At 60.2% G+C, this 25,199-nt stretch carries 24 protein-coding genes and 1 tRNA gene; 21 read left to right on the plus strand and 4 right to left on the minus strand.

Annotated features, from left to right (window positions below; translation table 11 throughout):
- A partial coding sequence (locus tag NEI07_RS01315) for an acyltransferase family protein (protein ID WP_256032185.1) occupies positions 1 to 1,130 on the minus strand: 1,130 nt, incomplete at its 3' end.
- Positions 1,131 to 1,323: 193 nt separating this feature from the next.
- Here NEI07_RS01315 and NEI07_RS01320 point away from each other — a divergent pair.
- Entirely contained in the window at positions 1,324 to 2,703 is a 1,380-nt protein-coding gene (locus NEI07_RS01320) for a class II 3-deoxy-7-phosphoheptulonate synthase (RefSeq protein WP_256032186.1), read from the plus strand.
- Between the two features lie 19 nt (positions 2,704 to 2,722).
- On the opposite strand, the gene NEI07_RS01325 is transcribed toward NEI07_RS01320, so the two are convergent.
- Positions 2,723 to 3,865 (minus strand): ceramide glucosyltransferase, encoded by a 1,143-nt coding sequence (locus NEI07_RS01325; protein ID WP_256032187.1) that lies wholly within the window; start codon positions 3,863 to 3,865, stop codon positions 2,723 to 2,725.
- A gap of 245 nt (positions 3,866 to 4,110) precedes the next feature.
- On the opposite strand from NEI07_RS01325, the gene gltX reads away from it, so the two are divergent.
- Positions 4,111 to 5,463, plus strand: a complete 1,353-nt coding sequence (gene gltX / locus NEI07_RS01330; protein WP_256032188.1) for a glutamate--tRNA ligase — start codon at positions 4,111 to 4,113, stop codon at positions 5,461 to 5,463.
- Complete coding sequence (locus tag NEI07_RS01335) at positions 5,444 to 5,869, plus strand: DUF1622 domain-containing protein (protein WP_256032190.1); 426 nt, start codon at positions 5,444 to 5,446, stop codon at positions 5,867 to 5,869. Before gltX ends, NEI07_RS01335 begins: the two co-directional genes overlap by 20 nt.
- A gap of 18 nt (positions 5,870 to 5,887) precedes the next feature.
- On the opposite strand, the gene NEI07_RS01340 is transcribed toward NEI07_RS01335, so the two are convergent.
- Both NEI07_RS01340 and NEI07_RS01345 read right to left on the minus strand, forming a co-directional pair.
- The gene (locus tag NEI07_RS01340; RefSeq protein ID WP_256032191.1) at positions 5,888 to 6,463 is read right to left on the minus strand and encodes an NnrU family protein; all 576 of its coding nucleotides are present in this window, start codon (positions 6,461 to 6,463) and stop codon (positions 5,888 to 5,890) included.
- Positions 6,464 to 6,493: 30 nt separating this feature from the next.
- Positions 6,494 to 6,841, minus strand: a complete 348-nt coding sequence (locus tag NEI07_RS01345) for a hypothetical protein (RefSeq protein WP_256032192.1) — start codon at positions 6,839 to 6,841, stop codon at positions 6,494 to 6,496.
- Between the two features lie 143 nt (positions 6,842 to 6,984).
- Between NEI07_RS01345 and NEI07_RS01350 the strand changes: the two genes are divergently transcribed.
- The 18 genes from NEI07_RS01350 to NEI07_RS01440 all read left to right on the plus strand — a co-directional run bounded on the left by NEI07_RS01350 (position 6,985) and on the right by NEI07_RS01440 (position 25,141).
- Positions 6,985 to 7,563 carry a hypothetical protein gene (locus NEI07_RS01350; RefSeq protein ID WP_256032194.1) on the plus strand — a complete coding sequence of 193 codons (579 nt, stop codon included), beginning with the start codon at positions 6,985 to 6,987 and terminating at the stop codon, positions 7,561 to 7,563.
- Between the two features lie 324 nt (positions 7,564 to 7,887).
- Positions 7,888 to 9,198, plus strand: coding sequence for a winged helix-turn-helix domain-containing protein (locus tag NEI07_RS01355; protein ID WP_256032195.1), 1,311 nt, complete (start codon positions 7,888 to 7,890; stop codon positions 9,196 to 9,198).
- Positions 9,199 to 9,254: 56 nt separating this feature from the next.
- Positions 9,255 to 9,659, plus strand: a complete 405-nt coding sequence (gene mce / locus NEI07_RS01360) for a methylmalonyl-CoA epimerase (protein ID WP_256032196.1) — start codon at positions 9,255 to 9,257, stop codon at positions 9,657 to 9,659.
- A gap of 4 nt (positions 9,660 to 9,663) precedes the next feature.
- Positions 9,664 to 9,900, plus strand: a complete 237-nt coding sequence (locus NEI07_RS01365) for a DUF1467 family protein (protein WP_256032197.1) — start codon at positions 9,664 to 9,666, stop codon at positions 9,898 to 9,900.
- 142 nt (positions 9,901 to 10,042) lie between these two features.
- A tRNA-Lys gene (locus tag NEI07_RS01370) sits at positions 10,043 to 10,118 on the plus strand.
- Between the two features lie 414 nt (positions 10,119 to 10,532).
- Positions 10,533 to 12,323, plus strand: coding sequence for a carbamoyltransferase family protein (locus NEI07_RS01375; protein WP_256032199.1), 1,791 nt, complete (start codon positions 10,533 to 10,535; stop codon positions 12,321 to 12,323).
- The gene (locus NEI07_RS01380) at positions 12,320 to 13,786 is read left to right on the plus strand and encodes a hypothetical protein (protein WP_256032202.1); all 1,467 of its coding nucleotides are present in this window, start codon (positions 12,320 to 12,322) and stop codon (positions 13,784 to 13,786) included. Before NEI07_RS01375 ends, NEI07_RS01380 begins: the two co-directional genes overlap by 4 nt.
- A 370-nt stretch (positions 13,787 to 14,156) precedes the next feature.
- Positions 14,157 to 14,930 carry a glucose-1-phosphate cytidylyltransferase gene (rfbF, locus tag NEI07_RS01385; protein ID WP_256032204.1) on the plus strand — a complete coding sequence of 258 codons (774 nt, stop codon included), beginning with the start codon at positions 14,157 to 14,159 and terminating at the stop codon, positions 14,928 to 14,930.
- Positions 14,931 to 14,990: 60 nt separating this feature from the next.
- A complete protein-coding gene (gene rfbG / locus NEI07_RS01390) occupies positions 14,991 to 16,046 on the plus strand; it encodes a CDP-glucose 4,6-dehydratase (RefSeq protein ID WP_256032206.1) in 1,056 nt (351 codons plus the stop codon).
- 4 nt (positions 16,047 to 16,050) lie between these two features.
- Positions 16,051 to 17,289, plus strand: coding sequence for a class I SAM-dependent methyltransferase (locus NEI07_RS01395; RefSeq protein ID WP_256032208.1), 1,239 nt, complete (start codon positions 16,051 to 16,053; stop codon positions 17,287 to 17,289).
- Positions 17,286 to 17,819: a dTDP-4-dehydrorhamnose 3,5-epimerase family protein gene (locus NEI07_RS01400; protein ID WP_256032209.1), complete on the plus strand. Its 534-nt coding sequence runs from the start codon at positions 17,286 to 17,288 to the stop codon at positions 17,817 to 17,819. The genes NEI07_RS01395 and NEI07_RS01400 overlap by 4 nt, the downstream gene beginning before the upstream one ends.
- A gap of 88 nt (positions 17,820 to 17,907) precedes the next feature.
- Positions 17,908 to 18,798 carry an NAD-dependent epimerase/dehydratase family protein gene (locus tag NEI07_RS01405; protein ID WP_256032210.1) on the plus strand — a complete coding sequence of 297 codons (891 nt, stop codon included), beginning with the start codon at positions 17,908 to 17,910 and terminating at the stop codon, positions 18,796 to 18,798.
- A gap of 132 nt (positions 18,799 to 18,930) precedes the next feature.
- Positions 18,931 to 20,250, plus strand: a complete 1,320-nt coding sequence (locus tag NEI07_RS01410; protein ID WP_256032211.1) for a glycosyltransferase family 2 protein — start codon at positions 18,931 to 18,933, stop codon at positions 20,248 to 20,250.
- A gap of 45 nt (positions 20,251 to 20,295) precedes the next feature.
- Positions 20,296 to 20,436, plus strand: a complete 141-nt coding sequence (locus tag NEI07_RS01415) for an antitoxin MazE-like protein (protein ID WP_256032238.1) — start codon at positions 20,296 to 20,298, stop codon at positions 20,434 to 20,436.
- A gap of 1,276 nt (positions 20,437 to 21,712) precedes the next feature.
- Entirely contained in the window at positions 21,713 to 22,525 is an 813-nt protein-coding gene (locus NEI07_RS01425; RefSeq protein ID WP_256032212.1) for a hypothetical protein, read from the plus strand.
- 94 nt (positions 22,526 to 22,619) lie between these two features.
- Positions 22,620 to 22,889 carry a hypothetical protein gene (locus tag NEI07_RS01430; RefSeq protein ID WP_256032213.1) on the plus strand — a complete coding sequence of 90 codons (270 nt, stop codon included), beginning with the start codon at positions 22,620 to 22,622 and terminating at the stop codon, positions 22,887 to 22,889.
- Between the two features lie 71 nt (positions 22,890 to 22,960).
- On the plus strand, positions 22,961 to 23,542 hold the full coding sequence (locus NEI07_RS01435; RefSeq protein ID WP_256032214.1) for a hypothetical protein: 582 nt from the start codon (positions 22,961 to 22,963) through the stop codon (positions 23,540 to 23,542).
- Positions 23,543 to 23,581: 39 nt separating this feature from the next.
- Entirely contained in the window at positions 23,582 to 25,141 is a 1,560-nt protein-coding gene (locus tag NEI07_RS01440) for a porin (protein WP_256032215.1), read from the plus strand.
- Positions 25,142 to 25,199 lie beyond the last annotated feature (58 nt).

Consider the following 25,199-nt stretch of genomic DNA (forward strand, 5'->3'; position numbering starts at 1 on the left):
AGAAGGGCGCGAAGCTTGCGCCGCGCCGCGCCCGTCTTCGCCTCGGTCACCCGGGAGAAGAAATAGCCGGCGACGATGGCGACCCCCATCACCGAGAAGGCCACAGCATAATTCTGCGGGGTGGCGAGCTGCGTCGCCCAGTCATTCCCCAATGTGCCGCCGACCGCCGCGCGCGCGAAGATCAGGATCGGCATATGGATGCTGTAAAGCGAGAAGGAAAAATCGGCGAGCGTCTTGTGGAATTTGAAACGAAGCAGCGAGAAGCCCTCGGAGGGCCCATAGCGGAAGGCGAGCAGCACGATGATGAAAAGGGCTGAGCCGAGGAGGTCCGCCGCGTCGGCCGCCCAGGGATGTTCCTCGACAAGATGGCCGCGTACGACCAAGCGGATAATCACGACCACGGCGGCGTAAAGGAGCAGCGCCGCCCAGCGCGAGCTGATGATCGGCCGGGGAATCAGCGTGGCGAAGGCGCCGCCGGCCCAGAGAATATAGCCGAATTTGAACCAGCTCGGCGGCGTGGAAATCGCGGCGAAGAGCGCCGCGCCGAGCGCGAAACCCAGCAGGCGCAGCGCCAGCGGATAATTGCGCGCGAAGGGCAGCAGCAGCAGCGGGAAGGTGATGTAGTACCAGAACTCGCAGGCGAGCGACCATAGCGGCCCGTTGGTGCCGAAATAGTCGAAGCCGATGCCTTGAAGATTGAGAAAGCTTGTAAGGAACAGAAGCGCCGAAAAATGGCCCTTGAACAGCGGCCAGTCATAGACGCCGCTGCTGGCGAAGAGCCATCCGCCGAGGGAATCGAGGACGAGCGTGAGCACGACGGCGGGCCCGACCACGAGATAGATTCGCGAGACGCGATGGATGAAATATTCGCGCAGGAAGTTCTGGTTCTTGCGCAGATGCGCCAGCACCGCGCCGCCGACGAGATAGCCCGACATCACGAAGAAGGCGAGAACCGCCTGATGGCCGAGTTCGAAGGTGGCATAGAACCACCAGACATAGGCGAGCGGCGCGTGCGGCGCGCTCATGATGTCGGCGTTGTTGATGAAGAGGTTGGACGTATGGACGGCCAGCACCACGAGCGCGCCGAGCCAGCGGCTCGCCTCGATGAACTGCGATAGAATGAACGGCATCGCCCCGGTTCGCCCCCTCGCTCTCGGCCGCGCTCGCGCCCCGGCTTTATAGCGGGTCTCCCCGGGCTTCGCCAAATCGCCGCCGCCAAGCGGAGGGTCGCTTTGGAGCCGAGAATCCTCTATAAGCGCCGCTGGCGTCGCTGCGAGAACGACCCCAGCGCCTATCGGGCCTGATTTTGCGGAGTTTTGCGAAGTGGAACGTTGGTCGCCGGGCAGTTGGAGGAATCTACCGATCGAGCAGACGCCGGTCTATCAGGACCAGGCGGCGCTCGCCGACGTGGAGCGCCAGCTCGCCGGGTTCCCGCCGCTCGTTTTCGCCGGTGAAGCCCGCAATCTGAAGCGCCACTTGGCCGAGGTCGCCGCCGGCAAGGCGTTCCTGCTGCAGGGCGGGGACTGCGCCGAGAGTTTCTCGGAACATTCGGCGGACAATATCCGCGACTTTTTCCGCGTCTTTCTGCAAATGGCCGTCGTGCTGACCTATGCCGCCGCCTCGCCCGTGGTGAAGGTCGGACGCATCGCCGGCCAGTTCGCCAAGCCGCGCTCCTCGCCGCTCGAAAAGCAAGGCGGCCTCGAGCTGCCGAGCTATCGCGGCGACATCATCAACGACCTCGCGTTCAACCCGCAGGCGCGCGAACCCGATCCGCAGCGCCAGCTGCTCGCCTATCGGCAATCCGCGGCGACGCTGAACCTCATCCGCGCCTTTGCGGCGGGCGGCTTCGCCAATCTCGAAAACGTCCATCGCTGGATGCTCGGCTTCGTCAAAAGCAGCCCGCAGTCCGAGCGCTATCAGAAGCTCGCCGATCAGATCACCGAGACCTTAAGCTTCATGCGCGCGATCGGTCTCGATCCGGAGCATCATCCGGAGTTGCGCGGCACCGACTTCTACACGTCGCATGAGGCGCTGCTGCTCTGCTACGAACAGGCGCTGACCCGCATCGACTCGACGACAGGCGACTATTACGCGACCTCCGGCCACATGCTCTGGGTCGGCGACCGCACCCGTCAGGAGGACGGCGCGCATATCGAATTCGTGCGCGGCGTCAAGAATCCGCTCGGGCTGAAATGCGGTCCGAGCTTGAAGCCCGACGCGCTGCTGCGCCTCATCGACGCGCTCGATCCCGAGAACGAGCCCGGCAGGCTCACGCTGATCTGCCGTTTCGGCGCGGACAAGATCGAGGATTCGCTGCCTGCGCTGGTGCGGGCGGTGACGCGCGAAGGCCGCAACATCGTCTGGTCCTGCGATCCGATGCATGGCAACACGGTCAGCGCCGGAGGCTACAAGACACGGCCTTTCGATCGGATCATGTCGGAAATTCGCAACTTCTTCGCCGTGCATCAGGCGGAAGGCTCCTACGCCGGCGGCATCCATCTCGAGATGACCGGCAAGGACGTCACCGAATGCATGGGCGGCGCGCGGGCGATTTCCGAGAGCGATCTGCGCGACCGCTATCACACCTATTGCGATCCGCGCCTCAACGCCGAACAGGCGATCGAAGTCGCATTCCTGGTGGCCGAGCTTTTGAAGGCGGAACGCGTCGCTCGCGGCGTGCGGGAGCAGCACGCCGCGGAGTGAGGCAAAACGCGCGAGCTGGCTAGCCCGTCGTCTCCTCCGCCTCGCGGACCGTCATCTCGGCGCCGTGCCAGACGAAATCGTCGTAGAGCAGCGCGTCGATGAACATCACCGGCAGCATCAAATCGCGCACGATCAGCGCGAAAGGCGTGCGCCAGTCGAGCGGGAAGCCGCAGATGCGCGCCAGCCAGATCTCGCCGCCGTGCAGCGAAAAGACGATGAGCGCCGTGACCAGCGCCACTGTCGAAATCCCGCCGTCGAGCTGCACCGCGGCATAGGCGCCGAGCACGATCGCCGCAAAACTGCCGTTCATGAATTCCGGGGCGTAATGCGCGGGGAAGGTCGCGCGCCGCAGCCGCGCCCAGCGCACATGCCGCGAATAGACTTCGCGGGCGGTGCGTTGGCCGAGCGGCTGCTCGAAAGGCATGTCGACGAGTCGCACATCCATGCCTTGAGCGCGGATGACCTTGGTCGAGGCGGCGTCCTCGGCGATTTCGCCCGCCAGAGCGCGAATGCCGCCAGCTCTGTCGAGCACGTCGCGCCGCCACATCATATTCTTGCCCTGAGCGAAGGCCGCGCCGATCGCCTCGGCGCCATATTGCCAGCGCGCCTGAAACGTATTGAGGATCGCGCATTCGACCATCGCCCAGAAGCCTTTCGGACGCGAACCGATCGGCATCGACACGCTCATCGCTGTATTGTCGCGGAACGCGGCAAGCATGGTCTGGATATAGTCGCGCGGCGGCAGGGCATTGGAGTCGGCGAGAATCACATGATGATGCCGCGCCGCGTCCCACCCCTTGACGCAGTTGTTGAGCTTGGGATTGGCGCTGACATAATCGTCGCCGACGAGCAGCCGCGCCTCGCGCTCGGGATGCGCCGCGATCATCCGTTCGACCAGCGGAATGACGGGATCGCTCGGCGATTGCACGCAGAATATGATCTCATAATCGGGATAGTCGAGATCGAAGGTCGCGCCGAGCGTCTCCTCGCTGAAAGGCTCCAGCCCGCGCAAGGGCCGCACAATGCTGACCGGCGGCGCATTGTCCGGCGGCGGCTGAGTGCGCTCGCGCGCCCGACATTTTCGGGACATCAGCGCTATGCTTGTGAAATTGAGGATGAGAATGACGGCGCACCAGCCGGCGCAGATATAGGCCAGGATCATGAACGGCGCTTTTTGCTTAAGAGTCGTAACGGAGAGAATCGCAACGCCGGACGCCAGCGGAGTGGCTCGGCTTCCGGCGCGCAACGCCGGGGCGCGGCCATTTCGAAATTCCGCCTGACAAAGACGCGGGGTCTTGGCAAAAGGATGGTGGCGCGAGAATCTTCTCCCGACGCGCGGCTGTTGAAAATTCCCGCTGAAAACCCTGCTGCTGTATCCCTTGTTGAAACTCCTGACGAAGCTTCCTCATGACCTCTCCGATCGTTCGTTTCGCGCCCTCGCCGACCGGCCGCATTCACATCGGCAACGCGCGCGTCGCGCTGTTCAATTTTCTGTTCGCCGCCGCCAACTTTGGACGATTCGCGCTACGGTTCGATGACACTGATTTTGCTAGATCCAGCGAGGAATTCGCGCGCGCAATCGAGATTGATCTCGCCTGGCTGGGCGTCGTTCCGGACGCGGTTTTCCGCCAGTCGGCGCGCGTCGCGCTCTATGAGGACGCCGCCGATCGCCTGCGGCGATCCGGCCGCCTCTACCCTTGCTATGAAACCCAGGACGAATTGGACAAGCGCCGCAAGATGCAGCAGGCGCGCGGGCTGCCCCCCGTTTACGATCGCGCGGCGCTGCGTCTGAGCGCGTCTGATCGCGCCGCGCTCGAAGCCGAGGGCCGACAGCCGCACTGGCGATTCATGCTCGAGCCGGGCGTCGCCGAATGGAATGATCTTGTGCGCGGTCCGGCGCATATCGACTGTTCGGCCCTGTCGGACCCGGTCCTGATCCGCGAGGACGGCAGTTTTCTATACACGCTGCCATCGGTCGTCGACGATATCGACATGGGGATCACCCATGTCATTCGCGGCGAAGACCACGTCACCAATACGGCCGTGCAGTTGCAGCTCATCCGCGCGCTCGCGCCTCATGCGCCGGCGCCGATTTTCGCGCATCACAATCTTCTCATCGGCGCGGGCGGCGAGGCGCTGTCAAAGCGCACCGGATCGCTCTCCATCGCCTCGCTGCGCGAAGAAGGCTATGAGCCCCTCGCCGTCGCCGCGCTCGCGACGCTGACCGGCTCCTCCGATAATGTCCACGCCGTGCGCTCGCTCGGCGAACTCGCGCAGAGTTTCAATCTGTCGCATGTCTCGCGCAATCCGGCGCGTTTCGACCCCGCCGATCTTGAAACTCTGACGCATCGGACTCTCGCGCTCTACGAATATGATGACGTGCGCGAGCGGCTCGAAGCCTTGACGATCGTCGGCCGCAAGGCGGAGCCCTTGTGGCGCGCGGCGCGTGGCAATCTTGCGCGTTTCGACGATATTCTGACATGGTGGCGCGTCGTGGACGCGGAGATCGAGCCGATCCGCGAGGATGAATCATTCCTGAAAGACGCGGCTCAGCTTTTGCCGTCGGAGCCTTGGGACGAGACCACATGGGCGGCTTGGACGAGCGACATCAAGACGGCGACCGGAAGGAAGGGCAAGGCGCTGTTTCATCCGCTGCGTTTGGCGCTGACCGGCGCCGAGAGCGGCCCGGAGCTCGCCGCGCTGCTGCCGCTCATCGGCCACGCCACGGCGCTCGCGCGACTTGTCGACGCCCGCGAATGAAAGCGAAGCGCTCGTGACCTACCTGGCGAGCATCCACGAGATCATCAACTTCGCGGGTCTGGCGCTCGACGTCGTCGGCGTGCTGATCATCGTCACCGGCGCCGTGCTTTCGACGCTCGCTTTTCTGACGCCCTGGAGAGCGCACTCCCTCACCTATCGCGGCTACCGAAAGAATGTCGGCCGCTCGATCCTGCTCGGGTTGGAGTTCCTGGTCGGCGGCGACATCATTCGGACCGTCTCCGTCGAACATCCAAGCCTCGAAAACGTCTTCGTGCTCGGCCTGATCGTGATGATCCGCACGGCGATGAGCTTTACGATGGAGGCGGAGCTCGAAGGCCGCTGGCCATGGCAGGGCCGAAGCCTGGAGACGGCGGCGCCAAGCGAAGATGAATCCGCGCCGTCATAGGATGAAGTCGAGCGTTGCTCACGCCGGCAGCACCGCAACGCCGAACAGCCAGGGGTGCAGGTAGAGCACGATGAGGAACAGCGCCGTTCCGACGCCGAGCGCGATCGCGTCGCCGCGCGTGAACTGCGAAATCCGCGGCGCGCCCCCGTCCCCCCGCTTTTTCACCGCGATGCGGTCGAAGACGCCCCAGGCGAGAAAAGACCCGAACAGGATCATGCCGCCGAGATCGCCATTGACGAGAAGATGCGCGAGCGCCCAGCTTTTCACCGCGACAAGCGTCGGATGGCGCAGCGCGCCGCGAATGCGGCCCGGCGGCGCGCGACGGCTCACGATCGCGACGAAGGCGAACCAGACGAGCGGCATGGCGACATGGCGGCCCCATGACGGCGGCGTCCAGACATAAATCAGGCCCTCTGCACGATACCGAATGAACCCATAGACGATGAGCCCGAGGCCGATGGCGGCGACGAGCCCGTAGGCGGCCTTATAGGTTTGAAGGCCGTAGCGCTCGATCAGGCTGGCGCGCGTCTCGCGAAACGCCGTAAGCGTATGGACCCCGAGAAAAATCACGATTCCGAGAATGAGAATAAGCATGGCCTCTCCGCCTTCCACATCAATTCGCGTCTAAAAGCACCGCACCTGCGCCTCGGCCTGAGCGCGGCGCAACTCTTGAAGCATATCGCGGGCCGCATCCGTATTGCGCATCAGCGCGCCCACCTGCCCCGCCTGCTGATTGACGCTCGCGACAGTCTCGGCCGTGACATACCGCTCATAAGGCAGAATGGTCGCGATGACGTCTATGGAGCAAGAGCACTGGTCCAAGGAGAGGCGCGTATCGCCGTTCGCCTTCATGCAGCCGAAGACGTAATCGGCGCGCGCGGAGGTCGGATAGTCGTTGAGATCCGCCGCCCGCGCCCAAGCGGCCGGAAGCGGAAGCAGCGCGACAATGAGGAATTTCGATACCGGGCGCATCTTTTTCGTTCCTGCCGGGTTCTTTCCTTGGACAGCCTATCGCATGCGCGTGGGCGACGCACCGAACCGCTATTCGACGAAGGGATGACGCGCAAGCTGAGTTTCAGAGCAGCGTCGTCCAGCCTTTGAACAGGGAGGACGGCATGTCGAAGCCTCTTAGTCCTTTTTGGTTGCTGATGATGGCGGCGCTCGTCTGCGCGCCTCTATCGCTCGCTTTCGCGCATGGCGCGATGCAGCGCCAGCAGAGCGCCTGCATGCTGAAAATCGGCCCGGATTTCATGTATTTCTCCGGCTATCAGCCTGCGGCGTCGCGCAACAGGTTCTGCGAGGACATTCCCACGATTGGCCCGACGATTTTCGTCCTCGATTATGCTCAGGACGAGATGCGGGAGATGTCGACGGACTTTCGCATCATCCGCGACATCGGCGACAAGGAGCCGCAGGAGCGCCTCGACGCCGTCACGGTGGCCTATCTGCCGCCAAAGGTCTATCCGGCCGGCACGCTGAACTTTGAACATGTCTTCAACGAGACCGGCCAATTCGTGGGGATCGTCACGGTCGACGGTCCAAACGGCGAGCATTGGGTGTCGCGGTTCCCCTTCACCGTTGGCGGCCGGCCGCTGTTCGCGCGGACGCCTTACTTTCTTTTTGCGGCCGCCGGCGTTCTGGCTCTCGTGCTTTTCGTTTGGGGAAAGGATGACCAGAGCGCGCGCCGCGCATAGAGACGCTTATCGATATGTTGGAGCAGGTTCTCATCGAAAAAGTCTTTTAACTTTTTCGGAACCTGCTCTCGGCGGAAGACAGCGTCACGCGGCCGTCAATTTGGACGCGCATAGACTGCGCCGAGCCTTCCGAACGTTCTGCGTACAGGAAGGCTCAAACGCCGGGCCGGAGGTACGTCCGGCGTTTTTTATTTTGGAGGGCCAACAGCCGCCGGGAAGAGCCTGAAATTCAAAAAAACAATGTGATTTTGAATACTTAACCATATACTGCCCCTTGCCGAAGCCGCGCCATCTTGCCATCATCGCGGCTGGCTGGGGGCTGCAATGGGCGAGTTGGTGAGGCGATTTTCAGGATTCAGTTACAGCGCACAGGGCGGATTGCAGCGCGACGGCAAGCGCATTCATCTGGGCCCGCAGGCGCGCCAACTTCTTGAAATGCTTCTGGAGTCGCCCGGCGTCCTGGTCACCAAGGGCGAGATTGCCGCGCGGCTGTGGCCGGATCGCGCCGCGTCCGACGATTCCATCGACCGCTGCGCCTATCTTTTGCGGAAGCCGCTGCGCGACGCCGGCGGCGAGGAGCTGATCGCCACCGCCTACGGCCGTGGGCTGTTGCTCCGCGGAACGGTCGAAACCATCGACGAGGGCGCGCAAACGCTCCGTCTCGCGCCCTTGAGCGAGCCGCATATTCTCGATCTGTGGCAGACCGCCTACGAGCTTGCCGGCAACCGCACGCGAGAGGGCTTCGTGCGCGCGCAGGAAGCGATTGCGTCCGCCGCCCAGCTCGACCCCGGCAATCCGGCGGTCTGGTCGCTCGCCGCCGACATCGCCGCCGGCCGAGCCGTACGCGGGTTTCTCCGTCCCGCCCAGGCGGCGGAGATGATCGAAGACTTCGCTGGCCGGGCGCTCGGCGTCCTGCGCGATCATACGCCGGCGCTGGCCGTTCTCGGCTGGGCTCGCGGCGCGCTAAGGGGCAAGCTCGCCGAGGGCCTCGCCCTCCTCGATCAGGCCGTCGCCGTTGATCCTCTCTACGGCAAAGCGCGCGTCTACCGCTGTTGGCTGCTTGCGGCGGCCGATCGTCTCGACGAGGGCATCGCCGATTGCGAAGAGGGCCTCGCCAACTCGCCACATGATCAGGCGCTGCTGTCGTTGCACGCGTGGCTCATTCTCTGCGCCGGCGACCTCGAGCGGGCGCGCCGCTATGCGCGCGACGGGCTCGAGCTGAGGCCCGACGCCGCGACTCTGCATCTCGTGATGTCCATCGCCTACAGCCTTCAGGGCGTTCACGAACGGGCGGTGAGCGCAGCGCGCCGCGCCGTCGCCTCGAGCCCGGACGATCCCTTGCAATTGACCGTGCTCGCTTATGCGCTCGCCCGCGCCGGACGCGCCGAGGAAACGCAAGCGCTCATCGACAGACTCGTCCAAGACAGCGAGCTCTACGCGCCGCCCTGCTTTCTCGGCGCGGCGTTTTTCGCTCTGGGCAAGCGCGCCGAGGCCCTCGAAGCGATTCGACGCGGCCTTTCCGAAGGCTGTCCCTGGAGCTCCTTCTCGCGCGTCGATCCGCGCTTCGTCGCTTTACGCGGCGCCATCGACGGATTCGGCCATCCGCAGCAGGCCGAGGCGCGTCCCGCCGGTTGAAATTGCCCGCGTCAGCGCTTATTGGCGCTGCACAGCGTTCTTCCGGAAGGAAAAAAATGATCGGCCGTCTGAACCATGTCGCTATCGCTGTCGATAGCGTCGAAAAGGCTTCCGCCATCTACCGCGACGCCCTGGGGGCGAAGGTTTCGGCGCCAGAACGCCTCGCGGAGCACGGCGTAACGGTCGTTTTCGTCGAATTGCCGAACACCAAGATCGAGCTGCTCGAACCTTACGGCGAAAACTCGCCGATTGCAGGGTTCGTCGCCAAAAATCCGGCCGGCGGCATCCACCACATTTGCTATGAGGTCGAAGATATTCTCGGGGCCCGCGAACAGCTCAAGGCCTCGGGCGCGCGCGTGTTGGGCGATGGGGAGCCCAGGATCGGCGCCCATGGCAAGCCCGTGCTGTTTCTGCATCCCAAGGACTTCTGCGGCGCCTTGATCGAACTCGAGCAGGCTTAAGGCGATGCCCTTTTCCCTGCCGCTGGCGGCGGCGATCTACCTGACGATCTGGTGGATCGTGCTGTTCGCCGTGCTGCCGCTCGGCGTTCGCTCTTCCGAAGAGGCCGAAGAAGATCTCCTTGAGGGCGCCGACCCCGGCGCCCCAGCCTCGCCTGATCTCTTGAAAAAAGCGGGAATCACGACGGTGGTCTCGGCTGTCCTCTTCGGCCTGCTGGTGCTTTTCGCCAAGCTCACGGCGTGAGCGGGCGCGGTCGCCCGCCGGGGGTTGACCGGCCCGCCGCCCGCCGGTAGTTGATCGCGAGGCGCGGGATGGACGATCCCGCACGGCCGAACGGACCGACCCGCTCAGTCGACTTCGGCGGCGCCGCCAGCCGCCTGTGAGCGAGCGCGTAGCTCAGTCGGTAGAGCACCTGACTTTTAATCAGGGGGTCGTGGGTTCGAGCCCCACCGCGCTCACCAAATAAATCCAATAATTGCTGCTATCGATCGGCTTAAAAAAGCGGTTCGGTGACCAAATGGTGACCACCGTTCGGAGCGCATTCGTGATTTATCGATTCTCGCCGCACGAATGCGCGGAAACTTCATTTTTCGCGACTCTGTTCACGCCTCATAGCTTGCACGTTTTGTTGCTTCGATGGGAATCGGACAATGTCACTGCTTCAGGGTTCGAATCCCCATGAGCGGCCATTTGCGGCTGACGACAACATCATGGAGATTCCCGTGCGCATCGCCCAAACTCGCACGCGCAAAAAGCGATAAGAATCCCTCCGAGAACTCAATTGTCAGATTTTATCCACCAGGCGAGTTAAATTTGTTAGAAACCATTTGAGACGAGTAAATTCATTAGGAAACGAAGCAATGGGAGGGATATCAATGGGTTATATTTTAGGCCTTTCATTTGATTTCCATGACTCCGCGGCCGCGCTGATCAAGGACGGCGTTGTTGTCGCAGCCGGAATCGAAGAGCGATTCTCACGAAAAAAGCACGATTCGAGCTTTCCTCGTCATGCAGTCGAGTTTTGCATGCAATCTGCCGGGATTTCGTCGTCCTCACTCCAGGCGATCGCTTATTATGAAGTTCCGATGCTTAAGTTCGATCGGATCTTGTGGTGTTCCGAGCAAGCTCAGGGACGCAACCCCGAATATTTGGACAAGACCATATCGTCGTGGCTCCGATACCGAAAATTCGAAGTTATTGATCGGATATCGGAGGAGCTCGGAGTGGCCCGGGAAAAGATTTCGTACGTAGATCATCACCTATCTCACATGAGCGCGGCGTTTTATTGTTCCGGTTTTGACGCGGCGACAATCGTCACCATGGATGGCGTCGGAGAGTACGAAACAACGTCTTGGGGGATAGGAAACGGAACCGAGATACAAAAACTCGGATCGGTTTCTCTGCCGAATTCGATAGGGCTCTTTTACAGCGCCTTGACAGCCTTCTTAGGTTTCGAAGTTAACGAAGGCGAGTACAAGGTCATGGGCATGGGGGCGTTTGGAGAGCCTATTTATTACGACCTTCTAAGGCCGATGTTTCGGCTCGAGGAAGGAGGAGGATTTTCAATCGAGCCTATGTATTTCGAGTTTCTGACGCCTAAGGATCTTCCATTTACCGATGCGCTTGTTGAATTGCTGGGGCGGCCTCGAGACCCAAAACAAGATTTCGCGACTGTCGTTGATGATTTGCCGTCGGGGATCGCCGTGCATGAGGCGGACGCAATTTTGGAGACCAGCAAGCGTTATGCGGACATTGCCGCCAGCGTTCAGAAGGTTACAGAAGAAGTCATTTTTCACGTCGTGGACTCGGCGGTTCAAGCAACAGGCATCAAGGAAGTATGTTTAGCTGGCGGCGTCGCGCTCAATTCTCTCGCAAACGGTCGATTGATGCGCGAAAGGGGCTATTCCCTCTATGTGCATCCGGCTGCGGGGGACTCCGGCAGCGCGATCGGCGCGGCCCTGTGGCGTCATTATCAGGAGGCGGGAACGCAGCGTTCCGCCCCGCTCACCTCGGCTTATCTGGGCTCAGATTGTCCTTTGGACGAAGAGATCGATCGCGCCATCGCAGATTCTGGCTTTCAATGCTGCGGGATATTTGCACACGATCAACTTCCTTTAGAGATTGCGCGACTCTTGGCCGAAGGCAACGTCGTTGGGTGGTTCCAGGGGAATGCCGAATGGGGTCCACGCGCGCTGGGGAATCGCAGCATCCTTGCGGACCCGACAAGAGCGGACATGAAAAAAATCGTCAACGAGCGTATTAAGTTCAGGGAGCCGTTCCGCCCCTTCGCGCCCGCCGTACTCCTCGAAGAGGTTCACAACTACTTCGAATGCCCCGCAATTCGAGACCGCACGAGCCCAGAATATTTCATGTTGGCGGTTCATCACGTGCTTCCGTCCGCTCGATGCAAGGTCCCGGCGATTACTCACGCGGATGGAACCGGACGATTGCAGGTGGTTGACGCCACGTCCAACCCGGCATTCTATAGCTTACTCAAAGCATTTAAGGAGTTAAGAGGAGTAGCAGTATTGATGAACACGTCATTCAATCTGAAGGGTGAACCCATCGTCGATACTCCGAGCGACGCGCTGCGTACATTTTCATACAGTGGCTTGGACTATCTGGTTATCGGTTCCCGTGTCGTATCGAAGGATTTTGATATATGACTCGGCTGGATACGGAGGCTCGGACCGCCGTTATCTTCGACCCACCGGCGGACATAGCGATCCCGCATTCCCGGCAAGTGGCCGAGGGATTCCGATTTCACACCGCGAATGTTAAATATCTGAGTGTAATTGCGCCAAGCGAGGCGCGGCGCTGGATTGAAACTTATCTGCCGGATGTGTCCGTACAAGACCCGAGCGTACTGAAGTCTGATGAATTTGACGCGATTGTATTCACGATTCCTCGCAATGAGACAAAATTCTACGTTCCTCCGTTCGTAACTCCGTCGTCAAACGCATCATCGAAGTGGAAATGGCCTTTTTTACGTTCCCGAAGCGTAGCTTCTCCTCAAGTGTCCTCGCTCCGATTCTACATTATAGACTGGAATGGGCGATTATCGCCGCTTGCGCGCGAATATGACGATCAAGACGCGCTGAATATGGACGCTCATATTTTCAACAGGCTCTCTAAACCCGAAGCATGGGGCTTCTATTACTTCCCTTATGGCTACTTGTTTCGATATCCGGGGATGGGGCCCCTAAATCAATTCGGGTTCCGCGTGCCCGACGACCTTTCAAACCTCAAGAATCGCGCCGCCAATCATAAGTTGATCCTATGCTATGGCGGATCTACCGGATTCAGCATGTATACGCTTCCTCATCAAATGTATCCTGCCGTCATCGAATGTGTGTTGAATAAAAAGGCTTTGGAATCAGGGGCGGACGTTAAGTTCACGGTTTTGAATTTCGGTCAGCATGGTCATGTCGTGATGAATTCAATCCTTACATATACGCTTTTCAATTATCACCTGAAGCCTGATTTCGTGGTCGGGCATGATGGATGGAACGATATCCTCTATGGAATGGTGCAAGACCCTCGCCTTCTCAAGGACGGCAATGTCGCGTATCAGAATAATCTTGAGGGCTGGTCGCAGATCCTTCACGGAACGTCACAATTGCAGCAAACTCAGGCGGAAACACCCTTCCGAGCGATGTGCGCGGCGCCAGCGGTTCTGGGACAGTATTTTTCTCGAAAGCGTCAGTTGGAGGCGATGGTTGAAGCGAATGGGGGCAAATTCATTTGGGGATTGCAGCCGAATTGGGCGGGAAAAGGCAGGTTGCATCCGCTGGAATCGGCAAACGTAGAAGCCTTCAAGAGCCACACGCCTTTCACCGAAGTGACTCAGATGGCGCTGCCATTATTTGAGAGAGTATCTCTTCAGTTAGAAAAGTTGGATGTTGTAAAAGTTGACCTTTACAAAGAATTCCGGAAGTATGGCGAAGATGATTATCTTTTTGTCGATACAGTTCATCTCAGCCCTGACGGCGACGAGATCGTAGGTAAAGGCTACGCAAATGTCATCGCGGGATTGTGTGGCCTAAACAAGAAAGGCTTCTCTAATGAACCGAACAGAGATCTCTCAGATCAAAGCGGAGGAAGAGGAACGAATCCGCCGCCTAATTGATGAGGCGACACGTTTGCAACTCTCTCGAACAACGGAATACCTTCGTGGCCACCGGCGAGATTTGGTGGACATCGCGGTTCGCGAACGTACAACGCCCGAGCCGTCGAAATTGCCGTCACCATTTGTATACGCGATGCAATGATGGGGCGTGTTCTTGATATAGTCGAAGGGCAGGAAGTCGTCGATGGGGCTCATGGCGTGGCGTGATTGTTAGGTTTTGCGAAATCGCTTATGCCGCCTTTCGTCCCTCTCATGCGCACAGGCCAAAAACGCAGCATCAGGGAAGTTGCGGAATACGTGGACGTTCAAAAGCCCGCGTGGGAATCTGCTGTCTGTTCGCCGGCCCGGAAGTCCGATTTGGGGAGAAAAAATGCAAGTCGTCATACTCGCGGGCGGCATGGGGACGCGAATTTCCGAGGAATCTTATCTCCGCCCAAAGCCGATGATCGAGATCGGCGGTCGCCCAATATTATGGCATATTATGAAAATCTATCACGCTCATGGCGTGAACAACTTCGTCGTCTGCCTCGGCTATAAGGGCTATATGATCAAGGAGTATTTCGCGAATTACTTCATGCATAACGCGGACATAACCGTCGACGGCGAAACCGGACAAGTTGAGTTTCATAGTCGGAAAAGCGAATCCTGGAAGATCACGCTGGTCGACACCGGCGAATCGTCGATGACCGGCGGACGGCTCAAAAGAGTTCGCGACTATCTCAAGGAAGGACAGCCTTTCTGCTTCACTTACGGCGACGGCGTGGCCAACGTGGATATCGGCGCGCTGATCAAGTTTCATCGCGCACACGGGCGCAAAGCCACTCTCACCGCTGTGACGCCGCCCGGCCGTTATGGAGCCTTGTCTCTCGAAGGCGACGCCGTCACCAAATTCATCGAAAAGCCGCCTGGCGACCAGAGCTTCATCAATGGCGGATTTTTCGTTCTGAATCCCGCCGTCATCGACTATATCGACGGCGACGCGACGTCCTGGGAGGAAAGGCCGCTGGAGCGTTTGGCGGCCGAAGGAGAATTACGCGCATATAAGCATGAGGGATTTTGGCAGCCCATGGATACGCTGCGCGACAAGAATCGGCTCGAATCCTTGTGGGATAGCGGTAACGCGCCATGGAAGGTGTGGAGCTGAGGCGCCGAATGCGACCGGCGGGCGCGAGGAAATATGAAGCTGGACTGGCGGGAATAAAGCGTGGACAAATGGAAGACCTTAGCCGGCCGGCGCGTTCTTTTGACCGGCCATACCGGTTTCAAGGGCGCTTGGCTTGCGCTCTGGCTTGATCGACTCGGCGCCGAAGTCTACGGTTTTGCGCTGCCGCCTGAAGGCGATGCAAGTCTTTACGAGATGGCGCAGGTCGGCAAGCGTCTGAATTCGACTTTCGGCGACCTGAACGATCTCGAATCGGTCGAGGCCGCCGTTGCAAAGGCCCGCCCGCAAATCGTTCTACATCTCGCCGCGCAGGCGATCGTGCGCCGGTCGCACGCCGATCCGCTCGGCACGCTCGCAACGAATGTCATGGGCGCCGCGCATCTGCTGCAGGCCCTGCGCAGCGCGCCCGACGTTTCGACTATTCTGGTCGTCACCTCCGACAAGGTCTATGCGAATGACGAGCAAGGCGCCGCCTTCGCGGAAGACGCGCGCCTCGGCGGCAAGGACCCCTACTCGGCGTCCAAGGCGGCGGCCGAACTCGTCACCCGCGCTTACGCGCAGTCCTTTTTCAAAGACGCCAGCGTGAAGATCGTCACCGCGCGGGGCGGCAATGTCATCGGCGGCGGCGACTACGCAGCCGACCGCATCGTTCCCGACATCGTGCGCGCGGCGGCAAGGAACGAGCGGCCGGTGCTGCGCATGCCGCATGCGACGCGGCCCTGGCAGCATGTGCTCGATTGCCTGCATGGCTATCTGACCTATGTCGACGCGCTTGAACGCGGCGAGACCCTTCCCGACACGCTCAATTTCGGGCCCGATCCAACAACGCCGATCACGGTGGGCGAACTCACCGAGGAAATGCTCAAAGCGCTTGGCCTCGATGCGCGCTACGAACATCAGCCGGCGGATTCGCGCGAAATGCATGTTCTGGCGGTCGACTCCTCGCGCGCCCGGGCGCTTCTCGGCTGGCGGGACCGCTTGCCCGGCCGGCTGGCGATCAATTGGACCGCGGACTGGTACCGCGGCGCCGTCGCGGGAAGCAGCCCTCTGGCGACGACGCTCGCGCAGATCGACGCCTTCGAAAAACTTCCTGGATAAGACAATGCAAACGCCAGCCTGCCGCTTCTGCGGCGCTCCGCTGAAACATGATTTCGTCGATCTCGGCTCGACGCCGCTCGCCAACTCCTATGTCACGGCGGAAGAGATCGCGCGGGGACTCGACAAGAGCTTTCCGCTCCATGCGCGCGTTTGCGACGCCTGCTTCTTGGTGCAGGTGGATGCGCCGGTGTCGTCTGAGGCGATCTTCTCCGATTACGCCTATTTTTCCTCCTATTCCGACAGTTGGGTCGCGCATGCCCGCCGTTACGCCGAGGCGATGATCGAGCGGTTCGAGCTTGGCCCGCAGTCGCTCGTGATCGAAGTCGCGTCAAATGACGGCTATCTGCTGCAGCATTTTATCGCGCGCGGCGTGCCTGTGCTGGGGGTCGAGCCGGCGGCCAATGTCGCGGAGGCGGCGCGCGCCAAAGGCGTGCCGACGGAAGTCGCCTTTTTCGGCAAGGAGACCGCGCGCAAGCTGACGGCGCGCGGCGTCGCCGCCGATCTCACGGCGGCCAACAATGTGTTGGCGCATGTTCCCGATATCGGCGATTTCGTCGCCGGATTTGCGGAAATCCTTAAGCCTCACGGCGTCGCGACATTCGAATTTCCGCATGTCTTGAATCTCATCCGCGAACTGCAATTCGACACGATCTATCACGAGCACTTCTCCTATCTCTCGCTCGTGGCGGTGGAGCGCGTTCTGGCCGCGAACGGCCTTGTCGCTTTCGACGTCGAGGAACTGCCGACGCATGGCGGCTCGCTGCGCCTTTTCGTGTGCCGCAAAGGCGCGGCGCGCGCGCCGACGCCGCGTTTGGAGGCGGTGCGCGGCGCCGAGCGCGCAGCGCGTCTCGATGCGATCGAAGGTTATGCGGGATTCGCCGAAAAGGTCGACGCGGTGAAAGCGTCCTTCTTGAATTTTCTCGCGCGCGCCAAGGCGGAAGGCAAGACGGTCGCCGCCTATGGCGCGGCGGCCAAGGGCAATACTTTCCTCAATGTTTGCGGGGTGAATGCGAATGACATCGTCTGCGTTTACGATCGCAGCACGGCTAAGCAGGGAAAGTTTTTGCCGGGGAGTCAGATTCCCGTCCGCGCGCCCGCGACGATCGCCGACACGCGGCCGGATTATCTGGTGATCCTTCCGTGGAATCTGCGGGAGGAGATCGTGGGCCAGATGGCCGAAATTCGCCAATGGGGCGGCAAGTTCGTCACCGCCGTCCCTGAAACCCGAGTATTCGACGCTTGAGATTCGCGCCGACCGAAATACCGGGCGTCGTCGAGATCGCAGCCGAGCCGCGCGCCGACGCACGAGGCTTTTTCGCGCGAATCTATTGTCCGCAAGAATTTGCGGCCGCCGGCCTTACCTTCACATCGACGCAGATCAATCTGTCGCGCAACGATCGTTTACATACGCTGCGCGGCATGCACTGGCAGGACCCGCCTTACGCCGAGGCGAAGCTGGTGCGCGTGACGCGGGGCGCGATCCATGACGTCGTGATCGACCTTCGCCGCGAAAGCCCGACATTCCGACGCTGGATCGCCCGGCGCCTCGACGCCAACAGCGCCAATGCGCTGTTCATTCCCGAAGGCTGCGCGCACGGCTTTCTCACGCTCGAACCAGATACGGATGTGCTCTATCAGATGAGCCGGCCCTATATGGGCGGTCAGGCGCGCGGGCTGCGCTATGACGATCCGGGATTTGCGATTAGCTGGCCGGCCCTGCCTGCGGTGATCGGCGAGGCGGATCTCGCCTGGCCGTCGCCCTGGCGCGGCTGAAACAACACGGATTTGCCGCCGGCGTCCCTATTCTGTATGCGTTCGTTGCACATGCAAACGCTTTTTGGGGGGCGCGTTGCGAGTTCTGGTGACGGGCGCTTCTGGATTTGTCGGTAGGCAGACGATCGGAGCGCTGGTTCGCGCGGGCGTCGAAGTTCACGCGCACGCTCAGCACGCTGAGAAAATCGACGGCGGTGTTGTCGCCTATGGCGGAGATTTGCGCGGGCCCGGCGCGGCTGTCACGCTGATCAATCGGGTTAGGCCTGATACTGTGCTCCATCTGGCGTGGAACGTCGAGCACGGCGCATTTTGGACCAGCCGAGACAATCTCGACTGGACGGCCGCAACGCTACTTCTTGCGCGCGCCGCGCTTGACGCCGGCGTTCAGCGCTTCGTCGGCGTTGGGACATGCTTCGAATATCGCTGGCCGGACGACGGGACGTGTAAAGAAGGCGCCACTGAAATCGCGCCGCAGACCCTTTACGCCGTCGCAAAGGACGCAGCGCGACGGGTGCTGCAGGAGCTTGGCGATATTTCGTTTGCGTGGGCGCGCCTGTTCTATCTTTATGGGCCTTTCGAGCATGAGGCGCGGCTTGTAGCTTCCCTCGCGGCGAAACTTGCCCGCGGGGAAGCCGCGCCGCTTTCGCGGGGGCTTGCAGTGCGCGATTTTCTCGATACCCGCGACGCTGGCGCTGCGCTCGCAGCGCTCGTTCTAAGCGAGACGACGGGCGCCGTGAACATTGCAAGCGGCGAGGGCGTGAGCGTCGCTTCCATCGCCGAGCGTCTTGGCGCGATTGCGGGTCGCTCGGATCTCATTCGCGTCGGCGTGCTGCCCGACCGTCCCGATGAGCCGCCGCGCATTGTCGCGGATGTGCGCCGATTGCGTGACGAAGTGGGGTTTCGACCGTCGAGAACGCTCGATGAGGGTCTCGCCGAAACCTACGCTTGGTGGCGCGCAGAGGTAGGGGGCCGGCAATGATCGCCGCTATTGCGAAACAAGCATATGCTTGGGGGGATAATGTCGCTCACTGGCCGAGCGACTTGGTTGAACGGCGTTCTTGGCCGGACGGCCCGCTCCACATTCCAGTCGCGAGAATAAGGACTAGCATTTATGAGCGAACCTGATTTCAGTCTGGTCATTCCGACCCGTGAACGCGCCGCAACTTTGCGCTTCTCGCTCAAAGCATGCCTGGAGCAGGACTTCGATTCCTATGAGATCGTTGTTTGCGACAATTGCAGTTCGCCGGCGACCCGCCAGGTCGTCGAAGAGATCGGCTCCCCGAGAATTGTCTACCACCGCGCGCCAGAGACTTTGTGCATGCGCGATAATTACAATCTCGCATACAGCCTCACGCGCGGCAAATATATCACCTATATAGGCGACGACGACTCGCTCCTGCCGTTCGCTTTTTCGACGCTGCGCGGCTTATTCGCCAAACAGAATGTGAAAGCGATCAGCTGGGACAGCGCCCTTTACTCCTGGCCGAACATCGCCCGCGACGATCTTGCGAATCATTTGCAGATTCCGCTCAAACGAAATGTCGAGCGGATGAATGGCCGCCAGACGATGGAGGACGTTCTGGCGGGACGCGCGCCCGCAACGCTATTGCCCAACATCTATCACGGCTGTGTGGCGCGCGAAGTGCTTGAGCAAGTCCGCGCGACCACGGGAAAAGTTTTCGATAGTTTCCACTGCGATACCTATTCCAGCTTCGCTGTTGCTTATTTGGCGGGAGAATATCTGTCGCTCTCGGCGCCGCTATCGATCAGCGGGTTCTCCGCATCCAGCAACCACATCGCCTTTAGTTTTCTACGCAGCAAACATCAAATCGCGCAGACATTTCGCGGCGAAAATGACGGCGCAGGCCTGCGCCTCCATCCTTTCATTCCCGATCTGCCTTCAGGATTCGTTTGCGTTGCGGATTCTTTCCTTCGCGCCAAGGAAGACCTATTTCCCGACGATCCGATAAGCCTCGATCGCCAGGCGATGGTGGAGAGCTTCTTGCTCGCTCCGCCAATCGACGACCTTAGCGAGTGGCCCTATGTGGAAGCGGAATTGCGGCGATCCCTGTCCGACGATCCTGCGCTCGTTTCGTGGTTTCAAAAACGCATCGAGAATTTTACGCCGCGCCCGTCGCCCCGCGATAGCTATCGCCCCAATTTGGAAGGCATACACGCCCAGCGCCTGTTTCTCGATGCGAGCAACTATGGCGTGACGGACATTGCCGGCGCGACGCGCCTGTCGTCGCGTCTGCTGGGGTATCGGGGCAAGACGCCCGAATGGATCGCCGGCCTTGCGCCCGAGGATTCGAGCTTACGTTCCTTCTACCGCCAAAAGCGACTGGAGTTGCTCTTGAAATTCCTCAAGACGCGAGGTCGGGCGGAGTCGGCGCGCCTTCCAACGCAAAGCGAGCGTTCTACCGGCGCCTAATCGGCGCTGAAGTTTGGCGCGCCAAACGCCGTCCCCATACGGGTCATTCAAATCTGGGTTCCCGACATGCGCGCCCCAGGCTTTCGCAAGGAGGCGCATCGGCAGTCGCTCGCCGTCGCTGTGAGCGCGCAGGCGCATGACGACCAAGCCTTCGTCGACGCAGCCTCCGTATGGGGCGATGAATGAGGCGGCGGCGAAATCTGGACCGTTTTTGGCGGGAAGGATTACGCTGGCAAGCCGCGTCCCGTCGTCATCCTTCAGGACGACAGTTTTGACGCGACGAATTCCGTCGCTGCGAAAAATGACTGATTCGCTTGTCGCAATTTCTTGGCCGAAGTCGTGGTTGGCGCATCTTTAGATAAGTAAGAGGCGCGAATTCGCGCCGGCGCAGAGCCGACTCGCGCAAGCCGCGCTTCGACATCGATTCGTTGAACAGGAGCGGGCTTGCTCGCGCAGGCGGCCAACCCTGAACATTTCGCGCGCAGCGCGTCTTGGACACGCAGAAACTTTGGCGTCCAAGATTTTGGCGCCAGCCGGCGCCAAGATCAGCAAGTCCTTACCAAGTGTTGGGTCGGAGCGCGCGCGCCGTTTGCACAAATCGGCGCGACTCCCTCGCGACGTTCAGGCTTACGACTCCGAACTCGACGATCTTATTCAATATAAATCACTGGAGACAGCCTCAGCGCATGCCTCTCTCACTGGCTGGCGAGTCATTCCACGGTTTAGCAAAACGATTCCCATGTAACGCTTTCACCTGTCACTTGAGCAATGAATGCTAATTGGCTTTACTCCAGCGATTTTCGCGCCTGCAGCTATGCATTTTATGAGTTTTGCACGCCCTGTGCTTATAGGATGGCCGTGATCCGGACACCTGAGACCCATAGCTCGGCGGATTTTGCTCGCCAACCATATTCTCCAGCACCACGGTGCCGATCGGGCCCATATCTCCTTGAGCCATCAGCGAAGTTGGGCTCGTAACGGCCAATGAGATAAAGGCGGCGGAGATCAGCTTAAATCGGTGAAATACCTTCATTTTTCCCTCGCATGACCGTAGAGCGCTCGAGTTGATTAGCTATGCAGCGAACGTCCATGGAATACAAGAAGAGTCTTTGGCAGTCATTTAATGTTCACATTTTGGAAACGTTCCATAATTCTCATCTTCACTCCAACGACGATGTCAAACCCTCCATGGTAAAGTTTCTCCACAGGTCCAAATGCCTACGTTTTTTCCATTCAGCGTCCAAATTATTGATAATATCTCTGATATTTAGACCATGTACATCGCAGTGCATTACAATGTTGCACTTTCGCCACAGTTGTTGCTAAAACTGGTTAGCAAGACATTTAGTGGCTGGACGGATCGACTGCGCTTGGACAACTCTGCGCCACGATGATCGGCGCGCTGGTCGTCGGAATTAAACAAAATCACTGAAGGATCCTCCCCATGAGAAAGCTCTCGCTTGTGGCCATCGCCACCGTGCTCGCCGCTCCCGCCTTCGCCGATCAAGTGGCGGTGCCGGTTGGCATCAACACCTCCGTCTCGCAGGGCGTGAACGTCGGCAGCGTCACCAACCTCGGCCTCAACAACGTCGGCGTTGTGAATCAGAACGTCGCCGTCGGCGGCGGCATCAATCTGGAGACCAACTCTTTCAATCAGCGCTTTGCTGATTTCAACATGGACACGCATGCGTTCAGCGTCGGCAGCATCGTCGACTCGGGCAATGGCGGCAACGGCGGCGACGTCAACGTCGTGGCGATCAACGCCGCGGTGGCGCTGTCGAGCAATGAATCCGATCAGGCCGGTCTTGCCGGCGGCCTCGCGATCCCGGTCGCTCTCGCCGCTCAGGGCACTGCGCTCCAGGACCCGGCATCTGCCAGCATCGAACCGGTTAACGTCGGCGTCGGCGTCGGCCGCAACGAATCCGAATCTACCGCCAAACTCACCACGGTTCAGGCCAATCTCTCGTCGCAGGATTCGACCACGACCGCCAAATCCACCCAGCAGGGCGTGGGCAACGGCATCGACGCCAATGGCGGCGACGGCAAGGCCTTCATGATCACCATCGGCTCCAACAACACGCGCATCGACAACACCTCGGTGTCGAAGATCGCGGTCGACACCCACGTCAACATCGCTGACGACGGCGGCGTCGCTGGCGGTCTGAAGATCGAAGACTCCTTCAACCCGATCAAGATCGAAGACTCGCTGAACGACAATGCCATTGCGGTTGACGGCTTTGCCGCCACGCTCAACCACAACAGCATCGAAGACTAATTACTGCAACGAGCGCCGGTCGGCTCCTTGGCCAATCGGCGCTCGCGAATTTCGAGGGCGGCGTGAGCAGGGCGCCTTTCAAAGGATCACTCCAATGAAGTCGATACTGCAAGCCGCCCTCATCGCGCTCATCGGGTTCTGCGTATTTGCGCCTCCCGCCGACGCCGCCAAGAGTCACAGGCAGCGACGACCTGTAGCGGTTGTCGCGGACGACAGTTCGCCGGCATGTCTCGGCGGCTATTTGGCGCAGACGGAAGCTCAGGACTACCTCAGAGACGACATCTGGGTTTTGGAGCCGGTGCCGGGCAGCGACAATCGCCCCTATCGCTTCGACTGTCGGCAGCCGGTTTTTCTCAGGCGCTAGTTCTTAGCGCCGAGTCTTTAATGAGCGCCTCGCGCGCTTGTTCGTCATTGTTCGAGAGCTGGGAATAGAAGATGTCGCGAACCTCGCTTTTAGCCGCAATCTTCCTCCTGAGCGTTATGAACTCCGCCTTTGCGCAGATGGCGACGCAAAACGCGCCTTTCAATTTCGCCATTGGGATCAGCAGCGGATCGCAGTCGTCCATCGACCTTTCGCAGTCGGGCTTCGTGAACGTCTATTACGGAATTCAGGACTCCAATCAGGCGAATCAAGCGGTGATCAGCCAGAACGGGCTCAATAACTATTCGCAGATGCAACAGGTCGGCGACTCCACGGGTGCGTTTAACGGCAGCACGAGCCAGGGTGAAGGTCCGCGTTATGGCGGACAGAATTACGCGGCCGTGACCCAGAACGGCATGGATAACAGTTCACAGATTACGCAATTGGGGGGCACGAATGTCGCCGCGGTCGCGCAAAACTCCCGTGTCGGAAATGGCGCAGCGCCTCGGGTGCAAATTCCGACCGACGGTCCGATCTACCAGTCCTATCAAACCCCGGAAGGTTATCTCTCTCTTTTCACCACGGACAGCATGAGCCTGGCGGTCTGGACGCCGCCAGGTCTGACGGCGACGAACAGCTTTGGACGAATGCACTAACGACGAACTTTTGACCGGATTGTCCAAAGGACTGGCTCCGTGAAAACGCGCATAAAAATCGTCGCATCCTTCGCCTGCGCCGCCGGGATGGCTGGCGCGTCGACTGCGCTCGCGCAGCCGGCAAGCTTCGATAAGGGCGTCGATGCATCGATCCTGGAAGCGACACGCGCGATCGAGGAACTCAACGCCGCGTCAAAAACGCGCGTGAAAGAGAAGCGTCCCGCCAATCAGCCGGCAGCAAAAGCAGCGCCGCGGCCTGTCTTCAAAATGATGGGGCCGTGCAATCTGAACGGCAATACCCAGTTTTTTCAAATTCCCTACATCGGCTTTTGCGGCGCGGTCCACGGATCCTTTACCGGTTTCCTGGGCAAGGACTTTGCGACCGAAGACATCGCGTTCACGACGCAGCGGCTTCCTGCATATCGGTACGGATGGAGCGGCCTTGGATTGAGCGCCGCCGTGCCGATGCTGTACTATTGGAAAAATCCGCTCGTCAAAGAGACGACGTCCGGCGCTTATACCGGCACATACAGCATGGTGAATTTTCTGGCCTTCCGGAACACGGATTACGGAACGATCTCCGTGTTCGTCAACGCCGGATTGTTCGCCAGGACGGTAAAGAACTATGAAGGCGAAACGCGCATCACCCTGAACCAGATCAATGGGCATTATTGGAGAGGCGCTTTCGATCAGGCCTGGATTCAATTCGGCGGGCTGCGCGTCGGACTCCAGCCATCGCTATTCAGCTTCAGCCGCACCGGCTACACTTTTATGCCCGGCTACGCGTCCTACATGACGACGCCGGCGGTTTCGTACACCCACAGAATCGAAAACATCAACGTTCTCCCAGATCTCCTGCCGCGCCTGGGCGCTTCGATCAGCGTCTCGGCTGAAGATCCGACGCTAAGGCGTTATCCGGACGGAGTTCTGTCCAGATATCCGACGGGCATGGGATACCCGGACTTTGTTGCGCAATTGCGCATCGGCGCGCCCGCCTTCGTTATCCACGCGTCGGGAGCTATGCACGAAATCAGGGATGTCTCCGCCAACGCCTACAATTCCTTCATGCCGAAATACTCCACTTGGGGCTGGGCTGCGCAGCTTGCCGGCGAATATCGTTGGAAGTGGAGCGGACTTATTGGTCCCATTGGCGGCGAAATGTACGGCAAGGCCATGCTGTCGGCGACCGCGACGCAAGGCGCGCTCTCGTACCTCGGCATACCGTATATGTCGATCGACTATGTGAGCAGCTCGACTGGAACGATCCAGAGGAGTTCCGGTCAGGCGCTCATGGGATCCTACGAACATCTTTGGACTCCCGTGTTTAAGACCTCGATCACCGGAGCGGCGTTTCAGACCTTCATGGGCTCCGCCCCGGAATTCCTTGGCTTCGGCAACGTCGCTTTTGGCTTCAATACGCAAGTCAGAGGTCAGCGCGTCGTCGGCAACGCCGAATATTGGGCCGGCGAGGGATGGGCGTTCGGACTGGAAGGCGGCTGGACATGGAGCCAGGCCAACGGCCAATACCTCGGCGGACGCGGCCTGCCGGTCGCCGTCAATTTCCCGAACGTCCTCACCTATATGCGGAAGGCGTTTTGACGAGGCGGGAGACATGTGGCGCTTTGGCCACATCGAGGATTCTATCGCAGTTCGTCGA

It is taken from the genome of Methylocystis suflitae (assembly GCF_024448135.1).
In the GTDB taxonomy this organism is placed as follows: Bacteria; Pseudomonadota; Alphaproteobacteria; order Rhizobiales; family Beijerinckiaceae; genus Methylocystis; species Methylocystis suflitae.

Bases quoted from the DNA above. Each gene is read 5' to 3' on its own strand.
- NEI07_RS01350 (WP_256032194.1), top strand. From the start codon at position 6,985: ATGTCGAAGCCTCTTAGTCCTTTTTGGTTGCTGATGATGGCGGCGCTC.
- NEI07_RS01395 (WP_256032208.1), top strand. From the start codon at position 16,051: ATGCAAACGCCAGCCTGCCGCTTCTGCGGCGCTCCGCTGAAACATGAT.
- NEI07_RS01430 (WP_256032213.1), top strand. From the start codon at position 22,620: ATGAAGTCGATACTGCAAGCCGCCCTCATCGCGCTCATCGGGTTCTGC.
- NEI07_RS01365 (WP_256032197.1), top strand. From the start codon at position 9,664: ATGCCCTTTTCCCTGCCGCTGGCGGCGGCGATCTACCTGACGATCTGG.
- NEI07_RS01355 (WP_256032195.1), top strand. From the start codon at position 7,888: ATGGGCGAGTTGGTGAGGCGATTTTCAGGATTCAGTTACAGCGCACAG.
- mce (WP_256032196.1), top strand. From the start codon at position 9,255: ATGATCGGCCGTCTGAACCATGTCGCTATCGCTGTCGATAGCGTCGAA.
- gltX (WP_256032188.1), top strand. From the start codon at position 4,111: ATGACCTCTCCGATCGTTCGTTTCGCGCCCTCGCCGACCGGCCGCATT.
- rfbF (WP_256032204.1), top strand. From the start codon at position 14,157: ATGCAAGTCGTCATACTCGCGGGCGGCATGGGGACGCGAATTTCCGAG.
- NEI07_RS01340 (WP_256032191.1), bottom strand. From the start codon at position 6,463: ATGCTTATTCTCATTCTCGGAATCGTGATTTTTCTCGGGGTCCATACG.
- NEI07_RS01435 (WP_256032214.1), top strand. From the start codon at position 22,961: ATGTCGCGAACCTCGCTTTTAGCCGCAATCTTCCTCCTGAGCGTTATG.
- NEI07_RS01410 (WP_256032211.1), top strand. From the start codon at position 18,931: ATGAGCGAACCTGATTTCAGTCTGGTCATTCCGACCCGTGAACGCGCC.
- NEI07_RS01325 (WP_256032187.1), bottom strand. From the start codon at position 3,865: ATGATCCTGGCCTATATCTGCGCCGGCTGGTGCGCCGTCATTCTCATC.
- NEI07_RS01375 (WP_256032199.1), top strand. From the start codon at position 10,533: ATGGGTTATATTTTAGGCCTTTCATTTGATTTCCATGACTCCGCGGCC.
- NEI07_RS01380 (WP_256032202.1), top strand. From the start codon at position 12,320: ATGACTCGGCTGGATACGGAGGCTCGGACCGCCGTTATCTTCGACCCA.
- NEI07_RS01345 (WP_256032192.1), bottom strand. From the start codon at position 6,841: ATGCGCCCGGTATCGAAATTCCTCATTGTCGCGCTGCTTCCGCTTCCG.